This window comes from Pseudomonas sp. 22526, assembly GCF_052044735.1.
Taxonomy (GTDB): domain Bacteria; phylum Pseudomonadota; class Gammaproteobacteria; order Pseudomonadales; family Pseudomonadaceae; genus Aquipseudomonas; species Aquipseudomonas piscium.
This window is the reverse complement of sequence record NZ_JBQENK010000005.1, coordinates 1-20,301: the sequence shown is the minus strand read 5'-3', so window position 1 is coordinate 20,301 and position 20,301 is coordinate 1. Positions and strand designations below refer to the sequence as shown.

Below are 20,301 nucleotides of genomic sequence, written 5' to 3'. Positions count from 1 at the left end.
CAGTATTGAGCAGCGTGGCACGGCGCTTACAAACCCGTACAATGCGGGTTTGCACGCCTATATGGAATACATCGGCAGTGCACGCGGCAGCTCTTACAGTTTCGCAATGCGTGGGCAGAATGTTAAAAGTAGCCCCAGTTACACTCGTCAACTTTTTTACCTGCCTGGATTGGGCAGTATTTTTTAGTCGATCAACAGTTGGACGCGCCCATGGCGCAGGAAAAGACGCGTTTTGAAGAAATCCACCGCAGCACCTAAAACAGTAGTCCCACTCTGGCGCCAGCAATTGCACTACCGGCTCAAGGAAGGTGCGTTGATCGCCATTGGGGCCTTGTGCCTGTTCCTGATGATGGCATTGCTGACATATGGCAAAGACGATCCGGGCTGGAGTCATAACAGCAAGATCGAAGATGTACAGAACTTCGGTGGTCCTGCCGGTTCTTACAGCGCCGATATCCTGTTTATGGTGTTGGGTTACTTCGCCTATATCTTCCCGTTGTTATTGGCGATCAAGACTTATCAGATCTTCCGTCAGCGCCATGAGCCATGGCAGTGGAGCGGCTGGCTGTTTTCCTGGCGCCTGATCGGCCTGGTGTTCCTGGTGCTGTCCGGTGCCGCGTTGGCGCATATCCATTTCCATGCGGCGACCGGTCTGCCGGCCGGCGCGGGTGGGGCGCTGGGTGAAAGCCTGGGCGACCTGGCCAAGAACGCGCTGAACATCCAGGGCAGTACCCTGATGTTCATCGCGCTGTTCCTGTTCGGCCTGACCGTTTTTACCGATCTTTCCTGGTTCAAGGTCATGGATGTGACCGGCAAGATCACCCTCGACCTGTTCGAACTGTTCCAGGGCGCCGCCAACCGCTGGTGGGCCGCGCGTACCGAACGCAAGCAACTGGTTGCCCAGTTGCGCGAAGTGGATGCCCGGGTCGACGAAGTGGTCGCCCCGACCGTGACCGACAAACGTGAGCAGGCCAAGGTCAAGGAGCGCCTGATCGAGCGCGAGCAGGCCCTGAGCAAGCACATGTCCGACCGTGAGAAACAGGTCCCGCCGGTGATCGCCCCGGCCCCGGTAAAAGCGCCCGAGCCAAGCAAGCGCGTGCAGAAAGAGAAACAGGTTCCGCTGTTCATCGACAGCGCGGTCGAAGGCACCTTGCCGCCTATTTCGATTCTCGATCCGGCGGAAAAGAAACAGCTCAACTATTCCCCCGAGTCGCTGGCCGCCGTCGGCCATTTGCTGGAAATCAAACTCAAGGAGTTCGGGGTCGAAGTCTCGGTGGACTCGATCCATCCGGGCCCGGTGATTACCCGTTACGAAATCCAGCCGGCCGCCGGTGTGAAAGTCAGCCGTATCGCCAACCTGGCCAAGGACCTGGCGCGTTCGCTGGCGGTGACCAGCGTGCGGGTAGTGGAAGTGATTCCCGGCAAGACCACCGTGGGTATCGAGATCCCCAACGAAGACCGGCAGATCGTGCGCTTCTCCGAAGTGTTGTCGACCCCGGAATACGACAACTTCAAATCCCCGGTCACCCTGGCCCTGGGCCACGATATCGGCGGCAAGCCGATCATCACCGACCTGGCCAAGATGCCTCACCTGCTGGTGGCCGGTACCACCGGTTCCGGTAAGTCGGTGGGGGTGAACGCGATGATCCTGTCGATCCTGTTCAAGTCCGGCCCGGAAGACGCCAAGCTGATCATGATCGACCCGAAAATGCTCGAGCTGTCGATCTATGAAGGCATCCCGCACCTGCTGTGCCCGGTGGTGACCGACATGAAGGACGCCGCCAACGCCCTGCGCTGGAGCGTGGCCGAGATGGAGCGGCGCTACAAGCTGATGGCGAAGATGGGCGTGCGTAACCTGTCGGGCTTCAACGCCAAGGTTAAAGAGGCGATCGAAGCCGGTACGCCGCTGACCGACCCGCTGTACAACCGCGAAAGCATCCACGACGAAGCGCCGCTGCTGACCAAGCTGCCGACCATCGTCGTGGTGGTCGACGAATTCGCCGACATGATGATGATCGTCGGCAAGAAGGTCGAAGAGCTGATCGCGCGGATCGCCCAGAAAGCCCGTGCCGCGGGGATCCACCTGATCCTGGCGACCCAGCGTCCGTCGGTGGACGTGATCACCGGCCTGATCAAGGCCAACATTCCGACCCGCATGGCGTTCCAGGTATCGAGCAAGATCGACTCCCGGACCATCATCGACCAGGGCGGCGCCGAACAGCTGCTGGGCCACGGTGACATGCTCTACATGCCGCCGGGCACCAGCCTGCCGATCCGTGTCCATGGCGCCTTCGTCTCCGACGATGAAGTGCACCGGGTGGTGGAAGCCTGGAAACTGCGTGGCGCGCCGGAGTACAACGACGACATCCTCAACGGTGTCGAAGAGGCCGGTAGCGGCTTCGACGGCGGCAGCGGCGGTGGCGACGGTGACGACGCCGAGACCGACGCGCTGTACGACGAAGCGGTGCAGTTCGTCCTCGAGAGCCGCCGGGCGTCGATTTCCGCGGTCCAGCGCAAGCTCAAGATCGGCTACAACCGCGCGGCCCGCATGATCGAAGCCATGGAGATGGCCGGGGTGGTGACCGCCATGAACACCAACGGCTCCCGCGAAGTGATAGCGCCGGGTCCGATGCGCGACTGAACAATGACCCGACACAGGCGGCGCGACCCTGCGCCGCCGGTTTTTTCCACGAATCTAATGAGGACTCCCATGCGTCTTATCCGCATGTTGCTGGTACCGGTACTGGCTTTAACGACGCTGTCGGCCCATGCCGATCAGAAAGACGTGGCGCGCCTGACCCAGTTGCTCGAAAAGTCCCAGACCCTGACCGCGCGCTTCTCGCAGCTGACCCTCGACGGCAGTGGCACCCAGCTGCAGGAAACCGCTGGCGACATGGCACTGAAGCGTCCGGGCCTGTTCTACTGGCACACCGATGCGCCGCAGGAGCAACTGATGGTCTCCGACGGCAAGAAGGTTTCCCTGTGGGACCCGGACCTGGAGCAGGTCACCATCAAGACCCTGGACCAGCGCCTGACCCAGACCCCGGCCCTGTTGCTGTCGGGCGACGTGTCGAAAATCAGCGAAAGCTTCGACATCAGCGCCAAGGAAGCCGGTGGCGTGGTCGACTTCATCCTCAAGCCGAAAACCAAGGACACCCTGTTCGACAGCCTGCGCCTGTCGTTCCGCAACGGTCTGGTGAATGACATGCAACTGATCGACAGCGTTGGCCAGCGCACCAATATCCTGTTCACCGGGGTCAAGGCCAACGAGCCGATCTCTGCCTCCAAGTTCAAGTTCGACATCCCCAAGGGTGCCGACGTGATTCAAGAATAAGTCGACGCCAAGAGGTTTCAATCGTCCGCCATGGATCTGTTTCGCAGTGACCCGATCGCCCAACCCCTGGCCGCGCGTTTGCGCCCGGCCAACCTGGACGAGTACGTCGGTCAGGAGCATGTGCTCGCCCGCGGCAAGCCTCTGCGCGAAGCGCTGGAGCAGGGGGTCTTGCACTCGATGATCTTCTGGGGGCCGCCGGGGGTGGGCAAGACCACCTTGGCGCGGCTCCTGGCGAAAGTCTCGGATGCGCACTTCGAAACGGTCTCGGCGGTACTGGCCGGGGTCAAGGAGATCCGCCAGGCGGTGGAAATCGCCAAGCAGCAGGCGGCCCAGTACGGGCGCAGGACCATCCTGTTCGTCGACGAAGTGCATCGCTTCAACAAGTCCCAGCAGGATGCCTTCCTGCCCTATGTCGAAGACGGCACCCTGATTTTCATCGGTGCGACCACCGAGAACCCGTCCTTCGAGCTGAACAACGCACTCTTGTCCCGGGCCCGGGTGTATGTGCTCAAGAGCCTCGACGAGGCGGCGCTGCACAAGCTGGTGCAGCGCGCGTTGAGCGAAGAGCGCGGGCTGGGCAAGCGCCAGCTGAGCCTCAGTGACGAAGGCTTCCAGATGCTCCTGGCGGCGGCGGACGGCGATGGCCGGCGGCTGCTCAACCTGCTGGAGAACGCCTCCGATCTCGCCGAAGACGGCACGGAAATCGGTGTCGAGCTGCTGCAGAGCCTGCTGGGCGATACCCGTCGGCGTTTCGACAAGGGCGGCGAAGCCTTCTACGACCAGATATCGGCGCTGCACAAGTCGGTCCGCGGTTCCAACCCGGACGGCGCGCTGTACTGGTTCGCGCGGATGCTCGATGGCGGTTGCGACCCGCTGTACCTGGCGCGGCGCGTGGTGCGCATGGCCAGCGAAGATATCGGCAACGCCGATCCACGGGCACTGAGCCTGTGCCTGGCCGCCTGGGATGTGCAGGAACGCCTGGGCAGCCCCGAAGGTGAGCTGGCGGTGGCCCAGGCCATTACCTACCTGGCCTGCGCACCGAAAAGCAATGCCGTGTACATGGGTTTCAAGGCCGCCATGCGCAGCGCCGCCGAACATGGTTCGCTGGAAGTGCCGCTGCACCTGCGCAATGCGCCGACCAAACTGATGAAGCAGCTGGGCTACGGCGACGAGTACCGTTATGCCCACGATGAGCCGGATGCCTACGCGGCCGGCGAAGACTACTTTCCCGAGGCACTGGAGCCACAGCCCTTCTATCAACCGGTGCCCCGTGGCCTGGAGTTGAAGATCGGCGAGAAGCTCAAGCATCTGGCGGAGCTTGACCGGGCCAGCCCCAGGCAGCGGAGAAAACCGTGATTCCGCTGATCGTCGCCGTCTCGGTGGGCGGCATTGCCGGTACCCTGTTGCGCTTTGCCACCGGCAACTGGATCAACGCCAATTGGCCGCGGCACTTCTATACCGCGACGCTGGCCGTTAATATCGTGGGCTGCCTGTTGATCGGCGTGCTGTACGGCCTGTTTCTGATACGCCCGGAGGTGCCCATCGAGGTGCGTGCCGGGTTGATGGTGGGCTTCCTTGGCGGCCTGACGACTTTTTCATCCTTTTCACTGGATACGCTGCGTCTGCTGGAGAGCGGACAGGTACCGCTGGCCCTGGGCTATGCGACCATCAGCGTATTCGGCGGGCTGCTCGCGACCTGGGCTGGCCTGTCCCTGACCAAACTTTGATAAACGAGAGACCGACATGCTCGATTCCAAACTGTTACGTAGCAACCTTCAGGACGTAGCGGACCGCCTGGCATCCCGTGGCTTTGCCCTGGATGTAGCACGCATCGAAGCGCTGGAAGAACAGCGCAAGACCGTCCAGACCCGCACCGAACAACTGCAGGCCGAACGTAACGCGCGCTCCAAGTCCATCGGTCAGGCCAAGCAGCGTGGCGAAGACATTGCGCCGCTGATGGCTGACGTCGAGCGCATGGGGAACGAGCTGACTTCCGGCAAGGTCGAGCTGGAAAGCATCCAGACCGAGCTGGACTCGATCCTGCAAGGTATCCCGAACCTGCCTCACGAATCGGTGCCGGTTGGCGACGACGAAGAGGGCAACGTCGAAGTGCGCCGCTGGGGCACGCCGACGGCGTTCGACTTCCCGATCCTGGACCACGTTGCCCTGGGCGAAAAGCACGGCTGGCTGGATTTCGAGACCGCGGCCAAGCTGTCGGGCGCGCGTTTTGCCCTGCTGCGCGGGCCGATCGCCCGTCTGCACCGCGCCCTGGCGCAGTTCATGATCAACCTGCACACCAGCGAACACGGCTACGAAGAGGCCTACACCCCTTACCTGGTGCAGGCACCGGCGCTGGTGGGTACCGGCCAGTTGCCGAAGTTCGAAGAAGACCTGTTCAAGATCAGCCGCGAAAACGAAGCCGATCTGTACCTGATCCCGACCGCCGAAGTGTCGCTGACCAACATCGTGGCCGGTGAAATCCTCGATTCGAAGCAACTGCCGATCAAGTTCGTCGCCCACACCCCGTGCTTCCGCAGCGAAGCCGGTTCGTCGGGTCGCGACACCCGCGGCATGATCCGCCAGCACCAGTTCGACAAGGTCGAGATGGTCCAGATCGTCGAGCCATCGACCTCCATGGAAGCCCTGGAAGGCCTGACCGCCAACGCCGAGAAAGTCCTGCAGTTGCTGGAACTGCCTTACCGCACCCTGGCGCTGTGCACCGGCGACATGGGCTTCAGCGCGGTCAAGACCTACGACCTGGAAGTGTGGATCCCGAGCCAGGACAAGTACCGCGAGATTTCGTCGTGCTCCAACTGCGGCGACTTCCAGGCCCGTCGCATGCAGGCGCGCTTCCGCAACCCGGAAACCGGCAAGCCGGAGCTGGTGCATACCCTGAACGGTTCCGGCCTGGCGGTCGGTCGTACCCTGGTGGCGGTGCTGGAGAACTACCAGCAGGCCGACGGTTCGATCCGTGTGCCTGATGTGCTCAAGCCTTACATGGGCGGCGTCGAGGTCATCGGCTAAATGGAATTTCTGCCGCTGTTTCATAACCTGCGCGGCAGTCGTGTGTTGGTGGTCGGCGGCGGGGAGATTGCCTTGCGCAAATCCCGCCTGCTGGCCGACGCCGGTGCGCTGCTGCGGGTAGTTGCACCTGAAGTGGAACCACAGTTGCGCGAGCTGGTCACGGCCAGCGGCGGCGAATGCCTGTTGCGCGGTTATGTCGAGGCGGACCTGGACGGCTGCGTGCTGATCATTGCCGCCACCGACGACGAACCGCTCAATGCCCAGGTCTCCACCGACGCTCATCGGCGCTGCGTGCCGGTCAATGTGGTGGACGCGCCGGCCCTGTGCAGTGTGATCTTCCCGGCGATCGTCGACCGTTCGCCGCTGGTGATCGCCGTCTCCAGCGGCGGCGATGCGCCGGTGCTGGCGCGCCTGATCCGGGCCAAGCTGGAAACCTGGATTCCCTCGACCTACGGCCAACTGGCTGGTCTGGCCGCGCGTTTTCGCAATCAGGTCAAGGGCCTGTTTCCGGACGTGCAGCAGCGTCGTGCTTTCTGGGAAGACGTGTTCCAGGGCCCCATCGCCGACCGGCAACTGGCCGGGCAGGGCGATGAGGCCGAGCGTTTGCTACAGGCCAAGATCGCTGGCGAAGCGCCCCATGCACCGGGCGAGGTGTATCTGGTGGGAGCAGGGCCGGGCGATCCGGACCTGCTGACCTTCCGTGCCCTGCGCCTGATGCAGCAAGCCGATGTGGTGCTCTACGACCGCCTGGTAGCACCGGCGATTCTCGAACTGTGCCGGCGTGATGCCGAGCGGGTGTATGTCGGCAAGCGCCGCGCCGATCACGCCTTGCCCCAGGAGCAGATCAACCAGCAACTGGTGGACCTGGCCAAGCAGGGCAAGCGCGTGCTGCGGCTGAAGGGCGGTGATCCGTTCATCTTCGGCCGGGGCGGCGAGGAGATCGAAGAGCTGGCGGCCCATGGCATTCCGTTCCAGGTGGTGCCGGGGATTACCGCGGCCAGCGGCTGCGCGGCCTATGCCGGGATTCCGCTGACCCACCGTGACTACGCGCAGTCCGTGCGTTTCGTCACCGGGCACCTGAAGGATGGCACCACCGATCTGCCTTGGGCCGACCTGGTCGCGCCTGCGCAGACCCTGGTGTTCTACATGGGGTTGGTGGGCTTGCCGGTGATCTGCGAACAACTGATCCAGCATGGCCGTTCGGCGGATACGCCGGCAGCCTTGATCCAGCAGGGCACGACCTCCAACCAGCGGGTGTTCACCGGCACCCTGGCGGACCTGCCGAAGCTGGTGGCGGAGCATGAAGTGCATGCGCCGACCCTGGTGATAGTCGGCGAAGTGGTGCAGCTTCGCGAGAAGCTCGCCTGGTTCGAAGGCGCGCAGTCGCAGGTCTGAAAAGCATCGCGGGCAATCGAGCGTCGACCGGCCGCTCCTACAGAAGGTGTTTTCTATGTAGGAGCGAGGCTTGCCCGCGATAGCGATCGATTGCTTACCTCAATTCTTCCGCCAAACCCCACGCCCACTCAAACGCTCGCGATCATGCGCCGCATCGAAGTCCTGCTCCGGTCCTTTCGGCACGACGCCAGTCGGGTTGATGGTGCGGTGGCTGGCGTAGTAGTGCCCCTTGATATGGGTGAAGTCCACGGTTTCGGCGATCCCCGGCCACTGATACAGCTCGCGCAGCCAGTTCGACAGGTTGGGGTAGTCGGCAATGCGCCGCAGGTTGCACTTGAAGTGACCGTAATACACCGCGTCGAAGCGGATCAGCGTGGTGAACAGGCGGATGTCCGCTTCCGTCAGGTATTCGCCGGCCAGGTAGCGTTTGCTGCCCAGGCGCTGTTCCAGCCAGTCGAGTTCGGCGAACACATCGTCGAAGGCCGCTTCGTAGGCTTGCTGCGAAGTGGCGAAGCCGGCGCGATAGACGCCGTTGTTCACCGCCGGATAGATGCGCGCGTTCAGCTCGTCGATTTCACGGCGTAGCGGCTCCGGGTAGAAGTCCAGGCCGTTGCCGCTCAGGTCATCGAAGGCGCTGTTGAACATGCGGATGATTTCCGCCGATTCGTTGCTGACGATGCGTTTCTGCTGTTTGTCCCAGAGCACGGGCACGGTGACGCGGCCGGTGTAGTCGCGGGTATCGGCGGTGTAGCGCTGGTGCAGGAAATCCAGGTGATCCAGCTTGTCGCCGCTGGAGCCCAGGGCCCGGTCGAAAGTCCAGCCTTGTTCCAGCATCAGCCAGCTGACCACAGACACGTCGATCAGGCTTTCCAGGCCCTTGAGCTTGCGCAGGATCAGCGTGCGGTGTGCCCAGGGGCAGGCCAGGGAAACGTACAGGTGATAACGCCCGGCTTCGGCGCGGAAGCCGCCTTCGCCGCTTGGGCCCGGCTTGCCATCGGCGGTCACCCAGTTGCGGCGTTGCGCCTGTTCGCGCTGGAAGGCGCCGTCTTTGCTGCTTTCGTACCACTGGTCGTGCCAGCGTCCTTCAATCAGCAGGCCCATGAAAAAACTCCTCGGTCAGTGTGCATTGGCGTGCAGTCTAATCCGAGGAGTTCGAACGAATTACGCAAAAGTCGGGCGGTTATGATCGGTTAAATCGATCTATCGCGGGCATCCCAGTATTGCCGAGCCTGCTCGAACGCCTGTTCCCGGGGCATGCCGAGCCCGCGCAGGGCCAGGGCCATGGTGGCGATCAGCGCCAGTTGCGGGTAGCTGTCCTGCACATCGCCGCGCCAGACGGCTTTCAGGTGCTCGGGGTCGAGGCTGGCCGGTTTTACATGGCGCTGCTCGGACAGCGCCGGCCATTCCTCATCCCAGCTGATGCCGCCGGTGGTGCCGTACAGGTGGCTGGTGCTGTCCGGGTTGATCTCGATTTCGCCGCCGTCGCCCTTGATCACGATGACGTTGTCCCCCAGCAGGCCGCTGGCATCACGGTGCACGGCCTGATAGCCGGGGTGGAAGATGCTTTGCAGGCCGCAGCGCGCGCCCAGCGGGTTGAGGATGCGCGCCAGGGAGTGGATCGGTGAGCGCAGGCCCAGGGTGTTGCGCAGGTCGATCATGCGTTGCAGTTGTGGCGCCCAGTCGCCCAGGGGGATAAAGGCCAGGTTGCCCTGGTCCAGCGCGGTAGCGACTGCCTGCCAGTTGCGGCACAGCGGGATCTGCAACTGCTCCAGCAATTGTTCGGTGTACAGCCGGCCGGCGGTATGGGCGCCGCCGCCGTGCAGCAGGATGCGCACGCCGTTCTGCGCCAGGCACTTGGCGGCCAGCAGGAACCAGGGCAGGTGGCGCTTTTTGCCGGCGTAGCTGGGCCAGTCCAGGTCGACCTTGATCGGCGGCGCCTGCAGGCGCTGGCGCAGGGCTTCGGTAAAGCCCGCCAGCTCCTCGGGGCTTTCTTCCTTGTGCCGCAACAGCATCAGGAAGGCGCCGAGCTGGGTGTCCTCGACCTTGTCGTCGAGCAGCATGCCCATGGCTTCGCGGGCCTCTTCACGGGTGAGGCTGCGGGCGCCGCGTTTGCCTTTGCCGAGAATGCGCACGAACTGCGCGAAAGGATGCTCGGCGGGCGTTTCGGTGGTCAACGGAGCGAAATCGGTCATAGGCAATTGGTCGGCTTGGGCAGGCCCGCCAGCTTGGCGGCAAGTTTGGCGGGAGTGCCTTTGAACAGTCGGTTCAGGTGCAGGCTGTTGCCCTTGTCCGGGCCCAGCTTCAAGGCGGTGTATTTGATCAGGGGACGGGTCGCAGGCGACAACTGGAACTCTTGATAGAAGCCGCGCAGCAACTCGAGGATTTCCCAGTGCTCGGGGGTCAGTTCGATCTGTTCCGCCGCGGCCAGAGCATCGGCCACTTCGTTGGACCAGTCGTCCAGCTCCACCAGGTAGCCGTCCTTGTCCAGGGCGATGGCGCGTTCACCGACAGTCAGTGCATTCATAACCAGCTGTTGACCTTGTCGTAGTGGATCGACAGCGCGACGAACGCCGGGTAGTCGACACTGGTGGCCCAGGACGGAACTTCCAGGCCGCGGGCCTGGTGGTCTTCCGCCAGGACGTAGAGCGCCAGCGCCTCGCCGCGCTCCTGCAGGGCCGCCAGCGGCGCGCTGCCAGGCTGCAGGGCGTACACCGCGTCGCCACACAGCAGGATGGCATCCTGCGGGCCGAGCAGGCGCAGGCAACTGGTCAGCCGGGAGTCGGTGAAGGGCGAGTGGGACAACACGTGCAAGGTCGACATCAGAGGGTGATCACCTGGTCAAAACGGTCAATGAGTGCGCCGAGTTCGGCCGGGGCCAGGACCTGCACCTCGTCCAGGTTCAGCGCGGCCGGGTCGAGGCCGCGTTCCGCCACGCTGGCGCCACAGGCGAACAACTGCTCGACACCAAACAGCGACAGGGCCTGCAGATTGGCGCTGAGGTCCTTTTGCTGCACGGCAGCGGCTTGCTGCCCGGGGGCCAGCTGAAACACGCCGTCGTCGAGAAACAGCAGGCCGATCGGCAGGTCGAAGGCGCCGCCGGCCAGCACGATATCCAGGGCTTCGCGGGCGCCGGGACCGGACCAGGGTGCCTGGCGGCTGATAATCAGCAGGGATTGCGCCATCTTATGGCCCTCCAAAACAGATCAGTCGATCGGCCGCCTGTACGGCGTCGTGCAACTGGCCGAGCCCGGAAAGCTCCCAGGGCGCGCTCAGGTTGACGGCCGGGCGCTGGTAGCGCGCGGCTTCCTCCTGGTCCAGCACCCCGCGGCGCAGGGCCGCGGCAATGCACACCACGCCATCGAGCTGGTGCTCGCTGACGAAGGTCCGCCATTGCGCGGGCAGGTCCAGTTCGTCCTGCGGGGTGACGATGTTGTCCGATGCGCTGTGCACGCCATCCTGATAGAAAAACAGCCGCACGATCTCGTGGCCACCGGCCAGCGCTGCCTGGGCGAATGCCAGGGCGCGGCGCGAGGAGGGCGCGTGAGCGGCGGAAAAAAGGGCAATGGCGAACTTCATGAAGAACTCTGTCTGCAAACCTGGGGCCATGATAAAGCTTTATGCCGGGCCCGGCGAAGTGGCTTTAGCGCGGCATGTAGCCCAGTTGCCAGCGATGGGGGATCTTCAGCGACAACAACCCCAGCAGCGCCGACAGCAGGCCGCTGACGAACAGGGCCGCGAGGCCGAGATGCTGCTCCAGAACGGCGCCCAGCACGGCACCGGCGAACATGCCGCTCCAGGGCACCAGCTGCACGCGCCAGCCATTGCGCCGTTCGCCGAGCATCCAGCGGCCCAGGCCGCGGCCAAAGCGTGACAGGGCGCCGGTAACATAGGTCAGGCCCACGGGCAGCCCGTTCACTTCCTCGACCGCCGCATTGAGCATGCCCATGGCGATGATCGCGGCCAGCAAGGCCGGCAGCCGTTGTTCAAATGGCCAGGCGGCCGCCGCGCACAACAGCGTGGCAATGCACAGCAGCAGCGGCAGGGCCCGACGGCCACCGAAGCGGCTGACGACTATGCCCAGGGCGTTGCCGGCGATGAAGGTGGCGACCAGCAACAGCAGATGCAGGGTCAGGGCCAGGTCGGCATCGCTGATGGCGACGGCCAGGCGCGTGGTGTTGCCGCTCATGAAGGAGACGAAGTCTCCGGTGGCCATGAAGCCGATGGCATCGGTCATGCCGGCCAGCACCGACAGGCTGGCGACCAGGCACAGGCCTATGCGGCCGCGCCATTTCTGGCGGCGCAGCAGGCCCGGGTTAGTACGGGGGCTGGTGGAAGAGGGCAACATCAGCGTTGACTCATGGAGGCTGTGATCCTTTATCGAAGGCCCGAGCTGCACTCAATCGCGCGGCAGGCCGTGTAGCTCGCAATACTCGGCCCAGGGCATGCCGGCCATTTCCGCCACTTCCCGGTGCACTTCGAGCCGCTGCGCGGCGAATTCTTCCGCACTCTGCGCGGTCAGTTGCAGGCTCAGTTCCCAGGCAAACAGGCCCTGACGTTCCGCCTCGGCCTCGAAGGCTTCGTGCAGTCGCTCGGCACGGTATTGTTCCTGGGTTTCGCCCCTGGCCTGGGCGGCCAGGGGGTTGAGGTGATCGAGTGCTTCACGAAGCTCCGGGCGCGCCGCGAGAAACTTCTGCAGGGCCACTTCATGTGGGTGTTCGGGTGCGGCCATCGTCGATCCTGGATGGAGTTGGAGGAAGTCGTTTCGGGTTGGCAAGGTGCGCAAGCCCAGCGACCATAGCGCCTGGCCGGTCCAGCGTCAAAATGCGCTCGGCCGACGCTGCCGCGACTGAAGGTCAGGGTGGTGCTCGCGCCGTGCCACTGAGCGGATTGGCCTGGCAAAAATGCGGGCTGGATAACACTTTGCAGTGAATGCCTTGGTATGAGTTGCGTTCTTGTGACCTATTCTCAAGGGGCACTCTCTCCAAGTGGTCCCGCCAAGGAGGAATTTCCCATGCTCTCGATGGACGAGCTTTGCCAGATCCTGGAGTCCGGTTTCCTGCCGCTTTCCTGCACCTGCAGCGTCAACCTCGACGGCTCCCTGGCGATCAAGGTTTTCGAGCCGCAAAGCGGGCGGATCGATCTGTTCATTACCGGAGTCTCGACCGAGCATCTCACCAGTGTTCGGGCGGCGGCCAATTTTGTCGGTGAGTTGCGGACTGAAATCAGGGCGGGGCGTCGGGCATTTGCCGGCGGTTTCTAGCTGTTGTGCAAGTGGCGCATTGGACAGGTAGAGCGCTTCCTTGCGCGAGTGTCGGACGTCTGGGCTGTGCGGGGGAGGCAGGGCTAGGTCTTTTCAGACAGCTCTCTCCAGTTCGCCAGCGTGACGCCGCTGCGTTCGGCGAATCTCTGCATGGTGCGGTAGGTCCCGCCGCAAGGGGTGTCGTGGGTAATCAGGCACCCGGAATGCAGGAAGGCCAGATACCAGGTGTCGCTGTCGCTCAATCGCACGCCCTGGTAAGTGAAGGTCCTTTGCGAACCTGCAAAACAGTAGCGAATCTCGAAAGTCTTGATGATGTTCATCGCCGCGTCCTTTGGGCTTTGGGGGTGCTGGCGATTCAAGATATTCCCAAAAGAACCTGTTGGCTTGCACCACTCATCCGAACTGTAGGAACAGTCGCCCTGTGCTCCTCAAATGCCTCGTCGCATCGTCCTGCATCCCATGGCGCCGGGCTGAAACCGCCCTCAATAGGTGTCGTGTTGCGCCAGGTCATCGGTGATGGTGAACCAGGGCGCTTTGCTCCCGACAAAGACATGGCGGTTTGCACTGACCCGAGGATCGCTGTCCAGGGTCCCCAAGGGGAATCCGAGAACTTGTGGGTCGGCATCAAAACGGGTGAACAGGCTGGAGCCACAGACGGAGCAGAAGCTTTTCCATTCCCCGGGGGACGATTCATAAAAAGACAGCAACTGCTCCCCGCACAGGGTTTTCCAATCCTGGCTCCTGACCTTGGCGCGGGTACGAAAGGCAGCGGCATGCAGCTTTCTGCACATGGAGCAGTGACAGTTCAGTACATCTGTCAGTTCTCCGTTTATTTGGTAGCGTACGCCGCCGCACAGGCAACTTCCTTGATGAGTCATGGCTATTTTCCAAAGGGTGGGCTGGTTGCTCAAACTAGCCGGCAGCCCCTGGGTGCAGGAAGGTGCGCAGACGACAGGCAGCGGGAATTTTCCGCCAATCGAGTCCGCCGCGGACAAAGTGTCATTTGCCTGTTCGGGGACGTGATGGGGTTAACGTTTTCTTGACAGATATCAGGTGATGATCGCCGGGCGGGGATACCGTTCGGCGAAAGAGGCAGGTGTTGCTAACGATCGGAGCGGGCAAATGATACATTTCTCGATTTTTTAGGGATGAGGAAGACATATGCGAGTTTGGCTAGGGGCGTCGCTGATGGGACTGTTGGCCGGGTGTTCGTTACCCACGGCTTTGGCACCGGGCAAGCCGAATCTCAGTGAGCTGACTGGCAAAACGCCGAAAGACTATGCGCAGTGTGTCTTGCCGGCCTGGCAGCGGGAGACGCCCAGGACCATCCAGTCCGATATCTCCAATGGCTATCGGATCACCGCTCCTGGCAGCCTGGCGTCGGATGAGGTCGTGGAAGTGGTGAAGTCGAAGAACGGCAGCCTGGTCTCGCTCTACCAGGGAACACCCTGGGCCAAGTCCGCCGCGCTGAAAAAGGCGGTACGTGATTGCCTGTAGAGCGCCTAATGCCTTGGGTGAAGGGTTTGTCAAAGTGACAGCCCGTTGCCGTTGAGTCGCGCGACTCCATCCACAAGAAAGCCCTGGCCGTTCAAGGGCTTTTTTTGTGCCTGGTATTCGCCGGATCTTGTCCAGGGCGTTCACCTTGCTTGTATTCGGGCAAATTCTTGAATCATCAAGGTACGTTTCTGCATAAAAACAGGATAAATCCGACAGTTTTTTTGACGGCCTTATCCGTCCAGTAGACAATGGCGCGTTAGCCACCACCCATGATGGCCATTTCGTTTTCAGCAGGAGGGCTGCCAGGGTTGGGGGCGATCCCTGTGTGCGATACCCATGGCCTTGCCGCTGTCAGGCGGTGATCGAGGGTGTTGGCAGCAGGCCGATCGTGATACCGGGTGTTGTTGATTCACTCCTTTGGTTACACCCGACTAGTCTCTCCATGGGAATGTGGTTTTAGCGGGCGTTTCGGACCGTCGATCGATGCTGTCCGAAGGCGTCCCAACAAAATAGTGTCACTCAAGTAGCTGAAGCCAATAGCGAATAAGAAGTCAGCGCAGGAGCGACATATAAACTGAGGTCGATAGTGTCATGTCGGCCTTGTGTGCCCACCCTTCAGTTCTTCTGAGTGCGGGAACCCATGGCGGTGCCGGGGCGACTGATGATCGAGAATGGGGGGCGGATGGCGTTCTATCGTAGGAACTACTGTATGTTGAAAAAAGTGAACACGGCCCTGCTGGGCTTGGCGATGACGATGGGGCTCAGCTCCGCGTACGCCGCCGAGACCAAAAAAGTGGATGTGCTGCTCATCGGTGGCGGCATCATGAGTTCGACCCTGGGTGTCTGGCTCAATGAGCTGGAGCCGGGCTGGTCGATGGAAATGATCGAGCGTCTCGACGGCGTTGCCGAAGAAAGCTCGAACGGCTGGAACAACGCCGGTACCGGTCACTCCGCCCTGGCGGAACTGAACTACACCCCGGAAAACAAGGACGGCAAGGTCGAGATCGCCAAGGCGATCGAGATCAACGAAGCCTTCCAGATTTCCCGCCAGTTCTGGTCGTGGCAAGTCAAGAACGATGTCCTGAAGAACCCGCGTTCGTTCATCAACTCCACTCCGCACATGAGCTTCGTGTGGGGCGATGACAACATCAAGTTCCTGAAGAAGCGCTACGAAGCGCTGCAGGCGAGCCCGCTGTTCGCCGGCATGCAGTACTCCGAAGACCCGGAGCAGATCAAGAAGTGGGTCCCGCTGATGATGGAAGGGCGCGATCCGAAGCAGAAGATCGCCGCCACCTGGTCGCCGCTCGGCACCGACGTGAACTTCGGCGAGATCACCCGCCAGTTCGTCGGCCACCTGAAGGCCCAGCCGAACTTCTCGCTCAAGTTGTCCAGCGAAGTCGAAGACATCAAGCGTAACGAAGATGGTTCCTGGCGCGTGGTGTACAAGAACCTGAAAGACGGTACTGAAACCCAGACCGACGCCAAGTTCGTGTTCATCGGCGCGGGCGGCGGTGCCTTGCACCTGCTGCAGAAGTCGGGCATCCCTGAAGCCCAGGAATATGCCGGTTTCCCTGTGGGCGGCTCGTTCCTGGTGACCGAGAACCCGACGATCGCCGAGCAGCACCTGGCGAAGGCCTACGGCAAGGCGTCGGTTGGCGCTCCACCGATGTCGGTTCCGCACCTGGACACCCGCGTGCTGGACGGCAAGCGCGTGATCCTGTTTGGCCCGTTCGCGACCTTCTCCACCAAGTTCCTCAAGGAAGGTTCGTACCTCGACCTGCTGACCACTACCACCACTCACAACATCTGGCCTATGACCAAGGTCGGCATCAAGGAGTACCCGCTGGTCGAGTACCTCGCCGGCCAGCTGATGCTGTCGGATGAAGACCGCCTGAATGCCCTGAAAGAGTACTTCCCTAACGCCAAGGCTGAAGACTGGCGTCTGTGGCAGGCCGGCCAGCGCGTGCAGATCATCAAGCGTGACGAGCAACTGGGTGGCGTGCTGAAACTGGGCACCGAGATCGTCAGCGCCAAGGACGGCAGCATTGCCGGCCTGCTGGGTGCTTCGCCAGGTGCTTCGACCGCCGCGCCGATCATGCTCAGCGTGCTGGAGAAGGTCTTCAAGGACAAGGTCGCGACTCCTGCCTGGCAGGCCAAGCTGCACCAGATCGTGCCGAGCTACGGTACCCAGCTCAATGGCAGTCCTGAGCGTGTCGCTCAAGAGTGGGCCTACACCAGCGAAGTGCTGCAATTGGCTCCGCCTCCGGCCATCGGTCAGACCGCTGCTCCTCAGCAGCCGGCTGGCGACAAGCCGAAAGCGCAAGAGAGCAACCCGTCGGCTGACATGGCTCTGTAATACCCGGCTGCGCCCGACCCGGTCGGCTGCAGCCAATACCCGGAACCCGCTGTTCGTTCCAGGTTAAAAAAACGCCGCTCCCAGGAGCGGCGTTTTTGTTTGTGTGGCGGGCTCAAGAGCCTTTGCCCTGGTGTCCTGCGATCCTGCCTTGCGTCCATGGCGCATTTCTAACCGAAACATTCAGCTCACGGCTGCCCGGGAACTATTGCCGGGAAATCCCTTTCCATAAGCTCGACGCAATGATGCCTGGAGAAGGCGATGTTCAGAGCTGGCTCGTTAATCTCGATCGTCTCGATTCTGCTGTCGATCCCACTGGATGCCGACGCCGCGCCTGGCACGCAGGCCAACGCCCGGTACTCCAACGACCATGCGAATTGGGACCGTCTTCCCGTGGTCAACTACTACCAGGTGAAAACGCTGTTGCAGGCTTCGAAGCGGGACTGGAGCACGGCTGCGGCGCTGCCGGCCGATGCCAGGCAGAACCTGCGCCGGGGCAGGACGCTGCCCAAACAGCAGTCGCGACCCTTGAACCCCAGACTGGTCCGGCAGCTGCCGTGTTATGACGGCTACCAATGGTGGCGTGCCGGCTCTGATCTGCTGCTGGTCAGGACCTCGAATCAGATGATCTTCGACGTCCTGGTCGATGCCTTCCAGTAGGGCAGGCCCCGATCAGAAGTTGATCGAGGCACTCAAGCGCGCAGTCAGGGGCGCGCCCTGGAACAGGTAGCCATCGCCCATGTATTCACCGGCGTCACGCCAGTAGCGCTTGTCGAACAGGTTGTCCACAGTCAACCGGAATACGGTGTCGTAACCGTCGATGCGGGTGCTGTAGCGGCCGCCGATGTTGAACACGGCGTAGCTGCCGGTCTGCACTTCGCCCTCGCGGTTGGCGTACTTGCGACCGCTGTACTGCACCCCGCCGAGCAGCGCCAGGCCGTCGAACCAGGGCAGGGCGTAGTCGCCATAGAGGCTGGCGCGCAGGGTCGGCACGTTGAGCGCCTGGTGACCTTCATACTCCGGAGTGTCGCTGCCGGTGACCCGCGCGCGGATTGCCGCGACGCTGGCCGAGACCTGCAGGCGTTGGGTGGCCCAGCCATTGGCCGAGAGTTCCAGGCCGGTGTTCTTCTGTTCGCCCTGCTGGGTGAAGGTAAAGGTGCCGTCGCCATTCGGCCGGGAGTACTGGTAGGCCTGGCGGATCTGGAACAGCGCCGCGGCCAGGCTGATGCGCTGCCAGTCGTATTTGATGCCGGCCTCGATCTGCCGCGACACGGTGGGCGCGAGGATTTCAAAGGCATTGCTGGCGAACCACGGTGCTTCGCCGCCCAGGGACAGGCCCTTGCTGTAGCGGGTGTACAGCGCCAGGTTCTGCACCGGCTTGTAGATCAGCGCGGCCTGGGGCAGGAACACATAACGCTGGGTGTGGCGGGTGGTGTCGCCCTGGCTGTCGAAGGTTTCCTCGTCCAGGCGTACTTCACGCCCGCCGAGAACGGTCTGCCAGTGTTCGTTGAAGCTGATCCGATCGTTGAAGAACAGCCCGTACTGGCGGCTGTCCAGGCGGCGGTAGGAGTCGTTGAGCGGGCCGTCGTAACGGGCGAAATCCGCTGGCTCAGCGTTGATATTGGCACTGCCGATCATCTGGTTGATCGGGTCGCGCTTGTCCACCACGCGGCGGAACGCGCTGGTCCCGAAGCTGAGTTCGTGACCCAGGCCACCGGTGTCGAAGCTGCCGCTGAGGACGGCCTGCACTTCGTCGTTGCGCCGGGTATCGTCGGGGCTGCGGAAGTCGTAGATGTCGTAGTCGCCCTCGGGGCTGAAGTGATTGGGCACCGTCGTGCCCGCGCAACTGGCGGCGCCGTAGCAACCCCAGGCGAATGAGCTGTAGTCGTCAATCACTACCCGGCTGCGGGAGGCGCTGAGGTTGCCTTTCCACTGATCGTTGAAGCGGTATTCGAAGTTGCCGTTGAGGTTCAGCGCGTCGGTGCTGACCGGCTTCGAACCGCTCTGGTGCGCCAGGAGCTTTTTCGGCGAGGCGTGGTGCGGCAGGCTGGAGCCGCCGAGCAATTGATAACCCGGGGCCGAGCGCTGTTCCTTGGTCTGGTACTCGACATCCAGTTGCAGCAGGGCGTCGGGGCTGATGTTCCAGTCGAAGGCCAGGGAGGCGAAGTCGCGCTGGCCGTTGGTGTGTTCGACGTAGGAGTGGATGTCTTCGTGGGCCAGGTTGGCGCGCAGCCCGAACTGCTGCTCGCTGCCGAACCAGCCGCCGACGTCGGTGGCCACATAGCCGCTGCCGCGATCGTCGGTGGAGACCGTGACCGAGCGCACGTCGGTGGGGCGCTTGGTCACGTAGTTGATCAGCCCGCCGGGCTCGCTGACGCCGCTCTGCAGGCCGTTCAACCCCTTGAGCAATTCCACCTGCTGCTTGTTTTCCAGGCCGACATTCTGTTCGCCGGTGATGCTGCGGCCGTTGATCCGGTAGCTGCTGGCGGCGTTCAGCGAGAAACCGCGCACCGTGAAGTTCTCGTAGTAGCCGACCGGCGCATAGCTTTCGCCTACCGAGGCGTCGTTCTTCAGCACCTCGCTGAGCAGGCGGGCCTGCTGGTCCTTGATCAGGGCTTCGTTGATCACCGCAATCGAGGCTGGCGTATCGAGCAGAGGAGCCGACTCGAAACCGCCGACCGCGGCGCTGCTGGCCTGATAGCCGGAGCGGTCTTCGCCGGTTACGGTCAGCGCCGGCAGTTCGGTTTCGGCGGCCTGGGTCACGGGCGCGGCACCGGCCAGCAGCAGGCCCAGCAGATTGCGCGCGAACCGCGGGGCGGGCAGCCCCTGGCGGGAAACCCGGTAAAGCATATCCATGAAAAGCTCCTCGACGATGGCGATCCCGGACCAGGCGAATACCAGGCACAGAGGCCCAGGCGCGCTCGGGAAAGCATCGTGCTGTTTAAGACGGGGGAAGCGCTGTGTGCCCTGAAGGCGTCAGGCCGGATTTGCTCCGGTGGTCATTGGCAAGACGAAATCCGCGACCCATTCTTGAAGCGCGCCATCATACAAGAGATCGGGCCCGCGGCATGCACGGCGTACCGCGTCGCTTGGATCGCCAGCAAGCCTGGCTCCTACAGAGGCAGTGGCGCCATCGAGAATGCTGCATGCCTCGGGGAAGGGTGTAGGAGCGAGGCTTGCCCGCGATGGCGGTCTGCCTGACCCACCGCGTCGCTTGGATCGCCGGCAAGCCTGGCTCCTACAAAGGCAGTGGTGTCATCGAACATGCGGCATGCCCCGGGAGAGTGATGTAGGAGCGAGGCTTGCCCGCGATAGCGGTCTGCCTGACCCACCGCGTCGCCTGGATCGCCAGCAAGCTTGGCTCCTACAGAGGCAGTGGCGCCATCGAGAATGCTGCATGCCTCGGGGAAGGGTGTAGGAGCGAGGCTTGCCCGCGAT

Annotated in this window: 21 protein-coding genes; 10 read left to right on the top strand and 11 right to left on the bottom strand. The window is 62.7% G+C overall.

All coding sequences use genetic code 11. From position 1 onward, the window contains the following. Positions 1-232 precede the first annotated feature (232 nt). The 6 genes from ftsK to cysG all read left to right on the top strand — a co-directional run bounded on the left by ftsK (position 233) and on the right by cysG (position 7,753). Positions 233-2,641: a DNA translocase FtsK gene (gene ftsK / locus ACTJKT_RS09065; RefSeq protein ID WP_009044578.1), complete on the top strand. Its 2,409-nt coding sequence runs from the start codon at positions 233-235 to the stop codon at positions 2,639-2,641. 69 nt (positions 2,642-2,710) lie between these two features. After that, positions 2,711-3,334: an outer membrane lipoprotein chaperone LolA gene (gene lolA, locus ACTJKT_RS09060; protein WP_440786844.1), complete on the top strand. Its 624-nt coding sequence runs from the start codon at positions 2,711-2,713 to the stop codon at positions 3,332-3,334. A 30-nt stretch (positions 3,335-3,364) separates the two neighbouring features. Further along, entirely contained in the window at positions 3,365-4,690 is a 1,326-nt protein-coding gene (locus tag ACTJKT_RS09055) for a replication-associated recombination protein A (protein ID WP_440786843.1), read from the top strand. Next, positions 4,687-5,061, top strand: a complete 375-nt coding sequence (gene crcB, locus ACTJKT_RS09050; protein ID WP_440786842.1) for a fluoride efflux transporter CrcB — start codon at positions 4,687-4,689, stop codon at positions 5,059-5,061. Before ACTJKT_RS09055 ends, crcB begins: the two co-directional genes overlap by 4 nt. 16 nt (positions 5,062-5,077) lie before the next feature. Then, positions 5,078-6,358 carry a serine--tRNA ligase gene (serS, locus tag ACTJKT_RS09045; protein ID WP_440786841.1) on the top strand — a complete coding sequence of 427 codons (1,281 nt, stop codon included), beginning with the start codon at positions 5,078-5,080 and terminating at the stop codon, positions 6,356-6,358. Then, positions 6,359-7,753: a siroheme synthase CysG gene (gene cysG / locus ACTJKT_RS09040; protein ID WP_440786840.1), complete on the top strand. Its 1,395-nt coding sequence runs from the start codon at positions 6,359-6,361 to the stop codon at positions 7,751-7,753. A 99-nt stretch (positions 7,754-7,852) separates the two neighbouring features. Here the strand turns inward: cysG and ACTJKT_RS09035 are convergent, their stop codons facing one another. From ACTJKT_RS09035 to ACTJKT_RS09000, 8 genes are all read right to left on the bottom strand, one after another. After that, positions 7,853-8,854 carry a glutathione S-transferase family protein gene (locus ACTJKT_RS09035; RefSeq protein ID WP_440786839.1) on the bottom strand — a complete coding sequence of 334 codons (1,002 nt, stop codon included), beginning with the start codon at positions 8,852-8,854 and terminating at the stop codon, positions 7,853-7,855. An 89-nt stretch (positions 8,855-8,943) separates the two neighbouring features. Beyond that, positions 8,944-9,945: a glycosyl transferase family protein gene (locus ACTJKT_RS09030; RefSeq protein WP_440786838.1), complete on the bottom strand. Its 1,002-nt coding sequence runs from the start codon at positions 9,943-9,945 to the stop codon at positions 8,944-8,946. Beyond that, positions 9,942-10,277 (bottom strand): TusE/DsrC/DsvC family sulfur relay protein, encoded by a 336-nt coding sequence (locus tag ACTJKT_RS09025; protein WP_440786837.1) that lies wholly within the window; start codon positions 10,275-10,277, stop codon positions 9,942-9,944. Before ACTJKT_RS09025 ends, ACTJKT_RS09030 begins: the two co-directional genes overlap by 4 nt. Then, a complete protein-coding gene (gene tusB, locus ACTJKT_RS09020; RefSeq protein ID WP_440786836.1) occupies positions 10,274-10,573 on the bottom strand; it encodes a sulfurtransferase complex subunit TusB in 300 nt (99 codons plus the stop codon). Before tusB ends, ACTJKT_RS09025 begins: the two co-directional genes overlap by 4 nt. Further along, positions 10,573-10,935: a sulfurtransferase complex subunit TusC gene (tusC, locus tag ACTJKT_RS09015; protein ID WP_096374817.1), complete on the bottom strand. Its 363-nt coding sequence runs from the start codon at positions 10,933-10,935 to the stop codon at positions 10,573-10,575. Before tusC ends, tusB begins: the two co-directional genes overlap by 1 nt. A gap of 1 nt (position 10,936) precedes the next feature. Then, positions 10,937-11,329, bottom strand: coding sequence for a sulfurtransferase complex subunit TusD (tusD, locus tag ACTJKT_RS09010; RefSeq protein WP_063431979.1), 393 nt, complete (start codon positions 11,327-11,329; stop codon positions 10,937-10,939). 64 nt (positions 11,330-11,393) lie between these two features. Continuing rightward, a complete protein-coding gene (locus ACTJKT_RS09005; protein ID WP_440786835.1) occupies positions 11,394-12,098 on the bottom strand; it encodes a YoaK family protein in 705 nt (234 codons plus the stop codon). A gap of 51 nt (positions 12,099-12,149) precedes the next feature. Next, positions 12,150-12,482, bottom strand: a complete 333-nt coding sequence (locus tag ACTJKT_RS09000) for a DUF6388 family protein (RefSeq protein ID WP_440786834.1) — start codon at positions 12,480-12,482, stop codon at positions 12,150-12,152. A gap of 282 nt (positions 12,483-12,764) precedes the next feature. On the opposite strand from ACTJKT_RS09000, the gene ACTJKT_RS08995 reads away from it, so the two are divergent. After that, on the top strand, positions 12,765-13,013 hold the full coding sequence (locus tag ACTJKT_RS08995) for a DUF1652 domain-containing protein (RefSeq protein ID WP_053279888.1): 249 nt from the start codon (positions 12,765-12,767) through the stop codon (positions 13,011-13,013). An 83-nt stretch (positions 13,014-13,096) separates the two neighbouring features. Here the strand turns inward: ACTJKT_RS08995 and ACTJKT_RS08990 are convergent, their stop codons facing one another. After that, positions 13,097-13,333 carry a DUF6555 family protein gene (locus ACTJKT_RS08990; protein ID WP_025804676.1) on the bottom strand — a complete coding sequence of 79 codons (237 nt, stop codon included), beginning with the start codon at positions 13,331-13,333 and terminating at the stop codon, positions 13,097-13,099. Between the two features lie 162 nt (positions 13,334-13,495). Beyond that, the gene (locus ACTJKT_RS08985; protein ID WP_440786833.1) at positions 13,496-13,891 is read right to left on the bottom strand and encodes a GFA family protein; all 396 of its coding nucleotides are present in this window, start codon (positions 13,889-13,891) and stop codon (positions 13,496-13,498) included. Positions 13,892-14,174: 283 nt separating this feature from the next. Between ACTJKT_RS08985 and ACTJKT_RS08980 the strand changes: the two genes are divergently transcribed. The 3 genes from ACTJKT_RS08980 (at position 14,175) to ACTJKT_RS08970 (ending at position 17,523) form a co-directional block, all read left to right on the top strand. Then, entirely contained in the window at positions 14,175-14,510 is a 336-nt protein-coding gene (locus ACTJKT_RS08980) for a hypothetical protein (protein WP_440786832.1), read from the top strand. Positions 14,511-15,219: 709 nt separating this feature from the next. Beyond that, on the top strand, positions 15,220-16,866 hold the full coding sequence (mqo, locus tag ACTJKT_RS08975; RefSeq protein WP_440786831.1) for a malate dehydrogenase (quinone): 1,647 nt from the start codon (positions 15,220-15,222) through the stop codon (positions 16,864-16,866). 258 nt (positions 16,867-17,124) lie between these two features. Then, positions 17,125-17,523 carry an anti-virulence regulator CigR family protein gene (locus ACTJKT_RS08970; protein ID WP_440786830.1) on the top strand — a complete coding sequence of 133 codons (399 nt, stop codon included), beginning with the start codon at positions 17,125-17,127 and terminating at the stop codon, positions 17,521-17,523. 12 nt (positions 17,524-17,535) lie between these two features. Here the strand turns inward: ACTJKT_RS08970 and ACTJKT_RS08965 are convergent, their stop codons facing one another. Further along, positions 17,536-19,719, bottom strand: a complete 2,184-nt coding sequence (locus ACTJKT_RS08965; protein WP_440786829.1) for a TonB-dependent siderophore receptor — start codon at positions 19,717-19,719, stop codon at positions 17,536-17,538. Positions 19,720-20,301 lie beyond the last annotated feature (582 nt).